At 43.3% G+C, this 6,555-nt stretch carries 6 protein-coding genes; 2 read left to right on the top strand and 4 right to left on the bottom strand.

Annotation, left to right across the window (positions count from 1 at the left end; translation table 11 throughout):
• Nucleotides 1–78: 78 nt before the first annotated feature.
• Both GNE10_RS30525 and GNE10_RS30520 read right to left on the bottom strand, forming a co-directional pair.
• Nucleotides 79–1,458, bottom strand: a complete 1,380-nt coding sequence (locus GNE10_RS30525; RefSeq protein ID WP_185569560.1) for a DUF2330 domain-containing protein — start codon at nucleotides 1,456–1,458, stop codon at nucleotides 79–81.
• Between the two features lie 45 nt (nucleotides 1,459–1,503).
• Nucleotides 1,504–2,478 (bottom strand): RnfABCDGE type electron transport complex subunit D, encoded by a 975-nt coding sequence (locus GNE10_RS30520; RefSeq protein WP_185569559.1) that lies wholly within the window; start codon nucleotides 2,476–2,478, stop codon nucleotides 1,504–1,506.
• Between the two features lie 294 nt (nucleotides 2,479–2,772).
• On the opposite strand from GNE10_RS30520, the gene GNE10_RS30515 reads away from it, so the two are divergent.
• A complete protein-coding gene (locus GNE10_RS30515) occupies nucleotides 2,773–3,459 on the top strand; it encodes a polysaccharide deacetylase family protein (RefSeq protein WP_185569557.1) in 687 nt (228 codons plus the stop codon).
• Between the two features lie 51 nt (nucleotides 3,460–3,510).
• Here the strand turns inward: GNE10_RS30515 and GNE10_RS30510 are convergent, their stop codons facing one another.
• Nucleotides 3,511–4,329: a Uma2 family endonuclease gene (locus tag GNE10_RS30510; RefSeq protein WP_185569555.1), complete on the bottom strand. Its 819-nt coding sequence runs from the start codon at nucleotides 4,327–4,329 to the stop codon at nucleotides 3,511–3,513.
• A gap of 307 nt (nucleotides 4,330–4,636) precedes the next feature.
• Nucleotides 4,637–5,614 carry a carbohydrate kinase gene (locus GNE10_RS30505; protein WP_185569553.1) on the bottom strand — a complete coding sequence of 326 codons (978 nt, stop codon included), beginning with the start codon at nucleotides 5,612–5,614 and terminating at the stop codon, nucleotides 4,637–4,639.
• A 363-nt stretch (nucleotides 5,615–5,977) separates the two neighbouring features.
• Here GNE10_RS30505 and GNE10_RS30500 point away from each other — a divergent pair, with 363 nt between their 5' ends.
• The gene (locus GNE10_RS30500; RefSeq protein WP_096535280.1) at nucleotides 5,978–6,241 is read left to right on the top strand and encodes a helix-turn-helix transcriptional regulator; all 264 of its coding nucleotides are present in this window, start codon (nucleotides 5,978–5,980) and stop codon (nucleotides 6,239–6,241) included.
• The last annotated feature ends 314 nt before the right edge of the window (nucleotides 6,242–6,555 follow it).

The following is a 6,555-nucleotide window of genomic DNA, read 5'->3' as shown; positions in this document are numbered from 1 at the left end:
CTCCCACACCTCCCACACCTCCCACACCTCCCACACTTCCTGCTTGCCCCATGCCCCATGCCCAATGCCCAATCCTAATTAATAGAATCCAAACCAAGACAGAAAGTTTTCCCACCAAGACAATCTCAAATTACTGAGACTCAGTTTCATTTTGTTACGAATGTCTTGGATATTCCAGTTGGTGAGTTTGGCTAGGGTTTGGGCTTCTTGTTCAAAACGCTTGGGTAAAGAACGTTTATATTCTCTACCTGCTTGGCACTTGAGTTCTCCTTGGAAGGGATGTTGCAAAACATAACGTCCTTGAAAAGATTCACGATTCCCTGTTTGTTGAAATATCAAGTCTTCGGGGAATTTGTCGCGGGTGTAGCGTACATGCAACCGGGAGATGAACACATCACTTCTAGGCAACGGACGACGAAAGTTGGGCGGCACTGTTACATTATTTGGAGAATTATCGTCTAGCCAAAATACACCTGCTTGCTTGAGTTCTTCCGGGGTTAGGGGATCGGCAGAACAGGGGTCGCAATTACTCATGTCCCAAGCGTATTCCAAAAAACCAACTTTCTTGTCTTCTTTGGTGTAGACAGTTTGAAACATGGATTTGTAAAATTCACCAAATTCGTTTTTCACGAATACAGGAATGTTTGCATCGGAGGGAATTTTTACCGTGCGGTAATTAGTGATTTCTGCCTGTCCTTCGGCGGAAAGAATGTAAACAATTAAATCCTGTTCGGTGGTGGCGTTAATCATGCCCAAACGAATTGGCAACATGAATCTGGGTGACTGATAGGAAATTTGTAGCGGGCGAAGAAATTGGTAGCCAGATTTCTCGAATTTATCTAAATTGACTTTAGCAACAAAGAATTTCATCGAGGAGCGGACGTAGGGTTTAAGTAACTGTTTTGCTCCTCTGGGAATTTTATAACCATTGCGTTGCAACCAAGTTTCCAATCCACCGGATTCTTTAGCACTGAGAATCACGATGTCATATTCACCGACATTAAAACGTGCTTCTACAGTCACACCCAAACTAGCATCACGGCCTCTTGCACCTGCTGATTCATTGCTTGCTGCTGGTGCTGGTAATGCTAGTGGTCGGTCATATTCATAAAGCGGGGCACAAGGATCTGAATCGAAATATTCCACTAATCGCGGTGCGCTAAAAGCGTCCAAACGTTCAATAATTTTGGGTTCAGTGACGCGGACTTGCTCTTTTTGCAGTACCGTTGGCACTGGTACCACCATTGCAAAATCTTTGACTTCACCTTGAAAATCATTTGCCATTGTGAGGACAGTGCGATCGCCATTCCGTGCTATTACCACCTGAGACGCTTTGTTATATAGCTTTGTATCAGCCTTGGCAACATAAAATCCACAAAATGCCCAAGCTTTCGGCGCAAAGCACAAAACAATTACAATTGCTAATAATAATGGTCTCAAAAATCGAAAAAGTTTCATTGTTATACCTCAATATTTAGTGGTGACTAGGGCATGGGGCATTGGTCATTGGACAGAAGAGGCTCCAGGGGCAGAGGGGAAAAACTCTTCTCCCCTGTTCCCTCCGAAGTTCCCATCGAAGGAAGCCTCCGCTCGGACTTCTGTGTACTCCCTTGTCTCCTCATCTCCCCTTTGCCAAGAAAACCTTGGCGCTGACCAAAGAAAATCTATCAAGATGGTCAATGGTGCAAGGATAAACAGTGCCCAGAAAACTGCGGTGGAAAGAAAGAAATAATTTCGCAGGATAAAAGTTAATCCGGCGATGCACATTGCCCAAATTACGCGCCCGATGCGAGAATTGGGCATCGATCGCGGATCGGTGATCATAAATAGAGCAAATAACAGTAAAGATCCGCTCATCAATCGGTGCCAGTAAACATCCCAAGTCCAACCCAGCCAGAAATTACGAATCGCCTCTAGTAGGGAGTAAGCACCCAAAAAAGCTGCTGTGGTGTCCCAACGTCCAATTCGTTGCAAAACCATACCGCCAGTACCGGCAAATACTAGCCCATACCACCACTCTTCACCCCACTGTCCCGGTGAAACCCAAGCGTCACCAGTGAAAATCAAGGCACAAATAATGCCAAAATTGCCAGGATTAAAGAAATGCTTCTCACCGACTCGAAAGATAAATTTGCTGGCGATGGCACTTGCTACAGCTATTGCCATTGTTGTCCAATGGTCAGCCCGCAACAGCAAGCTCAATCCTAAAGAAGTAATTAAAGCACTGCGAAGATTTAAGCTTTGGGTTCTCTTACAAAGTTCTGATTGGAGGTCTCCTCCGCTCAGACTTTGCGCTTTATTGTCTGCAAATGACCAATGACCAAAGACTAATGACAATATAAATTGAGTTGAAAGACTTGTGGTGATGGCTACTGCAATCAATTCTGGTCGCAGCGTCCAGTCTCGCGTACCAATTCCTAACACTAGGAACGAGGCGAGAAATAGAATTTGATAGTCTCGTATATCTTTGAGCAACATTACTCGCTAATTCAGGGATTACCCGTAGATTTCTCATCAATTTAGACGAGTGTTAGCTCAAATAACATTGCTGTTACAGATTTTGTTACAAATTTAAGCTCGTGGATCTTATGTTGACGGTTGACGGTTGACGGTTGACTGTTAAGAGCCATCAGTCAACAGTCAACAGTCATCAGTCATCAGTCAACTGCTACCCTTCGAGTTTTTATAGATTACCATTTAACCAAATATGCTTGATTGCCAGAAGTGTAGGCCAGTCGCAGACATCGCAATTTCGCCAGCAAAAAACGCAAAATGCAACTAGCTCCCCTGTTTCCAATTTTCTACCGCATTCTCCAGCCGAGTTTTCCCAATTGCCTTTGGATGGGCAATCCCCATAAAAAAGCGATCGCCTTAACATTTGATGATGGCCCCCATCCGCAACATACACCGGAAGTGTTAGCAGTTTTAGACCAGTATAAAATTACAGCGAGTTTTTTTTGGTTGGGTGTTTGCGTCAACCGTTCGCCAGCTGTTGCTAAAGCTGTTAGCGATCGCCGACACTGGATCGGATTGCATGGTTACGATCATCGCTCTTTTCCCATGCTTTCCCCCAATGAACTCAAGCTGAGTTTAGAAAAAACCCAAGTTGCTATCTATGATGCTTGCAATCTGCAACCTGAACAAGTGCGGGATGTCCGTCCCCCTAATGGTTTATTTACACCTGCTACTTTAAAATTATTTCTTGAGTGGAATTATCGCCCAGTAATGTGGAGTGTTGTACCAGAAGATTGGGTGCGACCAGGAGTAAACACTGTGGTGAAGCGAGTTATGCAGCAAGTTAAAAATGGTTCTTTAATTGTTTTACATGATGGTGTTTGTGGCGGACAAGACGTTGCTGCCACAATCAAAATTCTCATTCCTCAATTGCTACAACAAGGCTATGAATTTGTAACTGTTGATGCCCTATGGCAACATTCAGAGCAAACAGGGAACGGTTAACCGTCAACCGTCAACAGTCAACAATCAACGGTTAACAACCCAACAACATTTCTATTCAAAACCAGGCAAATTATTGGGGTCAATTCCTTGCGACTGTAAATAACCAATTAATCTTTCTTTTTGTTGACGTTCTTGTTCGGCACGTTGACGTTCTTGTTCGGCACGTTGACGTTCTTGTTCGGCACGTTGACGTTCTTGTTCAGCACGTTGACGTTCTTGTTCAATTTTTTCCACCGCCCAAGGTAACAAGTTGCCATTTCGATCCCACCAACGTAACCAATAACCACTATGAGCTTCTTTTGTTCCTTGCCATGTTCCCAAAAATAAGTTCATTGCTTCTATGAAATGATGGCCATTTTCATCTGGTAATTTTAATTCATAATGTCCATTTTCCAATTGATAATATTCCAATAATCCCCCATTAGGTTCAAAAATTATATAAATAGGAACTTGCAGTATTTGTTCGTAAAAAAACCATCTGCCTGGTGGATAAGAACGCTTAACAGAATATTCTCCACCGTCAGTATCAGAAACAAATTCCATCACAATTAGTGGAATTTCACCTTCTAAAACTGGTGTGTAACTTTTGCGATTACTAATAATTTCTTTCACTGTTGGTACATACACCCAATCTGGTGCTTTAATTACCAGTTGTCCGTTAATAGTTGCACATAATCCCAAGTTAGAGGCGATTAACATTTGGGGTTGGATGAAGCCACTAATTTCTAAACTTTCACGCAAAGCACCAGCTAATATTGGCTGACCTGTATTCTCCACCGGCTCATCCTCTAGTTGAAAATCTTTGGGTAAGGGTTCCCAGGTTATTATCAGTTGATTTGATGCTTTGCTTTCACTGATTTGGACTACCATAAATCAATTCCAAATTCAAATTGAAATCTATTTTCTAGCTGGGGATATCAGCTTTTAGTAGCTAATATTCCCGCTAATTTTACCAAGCCCCTTCTCTAGGAGAGGCTACGCCAACGGGGCGGGAACACGCAACAGGAGAGGAACTAGCCCCAGATGTTGATTTAAAACCTCGCCCCTCTCTGGGAGACGCTACGCGAACGCGGGTGAAAAAATCTTTGTATACCGTGGAAGGTGAAAACCCCGCCCCTCGTGGGCGACTCCTGATTCTGTTACCCATTCCCTGTTCCCTGTTCCCTTTTATTAATTCCTAAAGTTGATTTGTGGCTAAAAAAGCTTCGACTTCGGCAGCTGTGGGTTGAGAAGCGATCGCACCTGCTTTAATGGTAGTCAGTGCCCCAACAGCACTAGCGTAGGTAACAATCCGTTTTGCCGTTTCTGCATCCCGCAAACTGTGGATACCATACTGCCTCAGCTGGTGGACAAATCCTGCTAAAAAGCTATCCCCTGCACCAGTTGTGTCAACTACAGGAATGGAAAATGAAGGTAATTTGCCTTCGTTTTCACCCAAACAGTAAGTGCAACCATTTTCTCCATCTGTGACTAATACTCCCTCAATGGAAGCCAAACGGTAAGTTATGGCTCCCGGATCTGCGGTTTCAAATAGCCATTCGGCTTCTTCTTTGGAAAGTTTCAGGAAATCAACTTTATTAAATAATTCTGGAATTTTTTGATGAGCGATGTTTGGATCGTGCCAAAATACAGGACGCCAGTTGACATCCAGCACAATCTTCAGATCGTATTGTTCTGCTAGTTCTAGGGCGCGGTAAACTGCCTGTTCGCTTTCGGGATAAGCTAATTCCAAAGTGCCCAAAACTAGAAAATCTGCCTCTTGAAACAGTGAAGAAGGCAAGTGTTTGGCAGACAGGCGAGTATCAGCAAATTCAGAGGTATCATATTCACCAAATCCAGCAAAAGTGCGATCGCCAGCCAGATCCCGTGTCACATATACTTGCCGTGTTGGTGCTGTGGGATGACGCTGCACCCCTGTTGTCTCTACACCCACATCCTCTAATAGCTTCACCAGTGCATTTCCTGGTTCATCTTCGCCAACAGCACCAATAAAGGCCGTTGGCGTCCCCAACTTGACTAAAGCACAGGCCACATTAGCTGGTGCCCCTCCTGGGTAGGGAGTCCAAGATTTCACTTCTTCCAGCTTTAGCCCCAATTGATCGGCTAAACAATCAAACAAAATTTCACCAAGGCACAAAACACGGGGATTGCTCATTTCATTTTAGATTTTAGGTTTCGATTTTGGATTACGAATTTCCAGTATAAAATCTACAATAATTGTTGCTATCTGTCGCCAGTCCTTCATAGAATTCAATAGCAATTTTTACTACTCTAATAATAGATATATGCCCCTAAGACATACTTCATTTTCTCAGTATTTAAACTAAATTAATTCAGATAAATATGCTACATTATTTTGAAAAGTTAAATTAATAGTTAAATTCCGAGCAACTTGAAATCCAAAAAAAATATTGATAATCGTATTACTGCTAACACTTGAAACCCCTGCCAACAAAAGAATCTTCTAGAATTAAAAAGAGTGATTAAGTACATATACCAAGGGAGGAAAGAAATAGTCATGGCTGGTGGCAAGTCTGAGACCCCTGTTAGTCTGTCAGACAGAGAGCTGCAAATTATCGACTTAGTGGCCGCTGGCTTAACTAACCAAGAGATTGCAGTGAAACTGGAAATTAGCAAGCGTACAGTTGATAACCATATCAGTAACATTCTCACCAAAACCGAGACAGAAAATCGAGTAGCTCTTGTCCGCTGGGCTTTACAGTGGGGCAAAGTCTGTTTGAATGATGTCAATTGCTGTCCTCTGCCGAATCAGATCGAATAAACAATTGACTCGTGGTAACACGATTTCTGGGATGTAGTATGCTAAAACGCTGATATGGAGTTTTACTAATTATTCTTCTCCTCGCACATTAATTACAGTGTGAACACTCTACCAAAAGCTCTGAATCCTTGCGATCGGCGACTGGTGACTGGCGACTGGGGAGTGGGGAAGTGGGGGAGATGAGGGAGATGGAGAGATGGGGAGATGGGGAGACAAGGGAGACAAGGGAGACAAGGAGAATAAAAGTCAACAGTCAACAGTTACCACTCCCCAGTCACCAGTCACCAGTCACCAGTCAATACTCCCTGTTAGGC

Source organism: Nostoc sp. 2RC (assembly GCF_014222165.1).
In the GTDB taxonomy this organism is placed as follows: domain Bacteria; phylum Cyanobacteriota; class Cyanobacteriia; order Cyanobacteriales; family Nostocaceae; genus Nostoc; species Nostoc linckia.
This window is presented reverse-complemented; position numbering and strand designations above follow the sequence as displayed.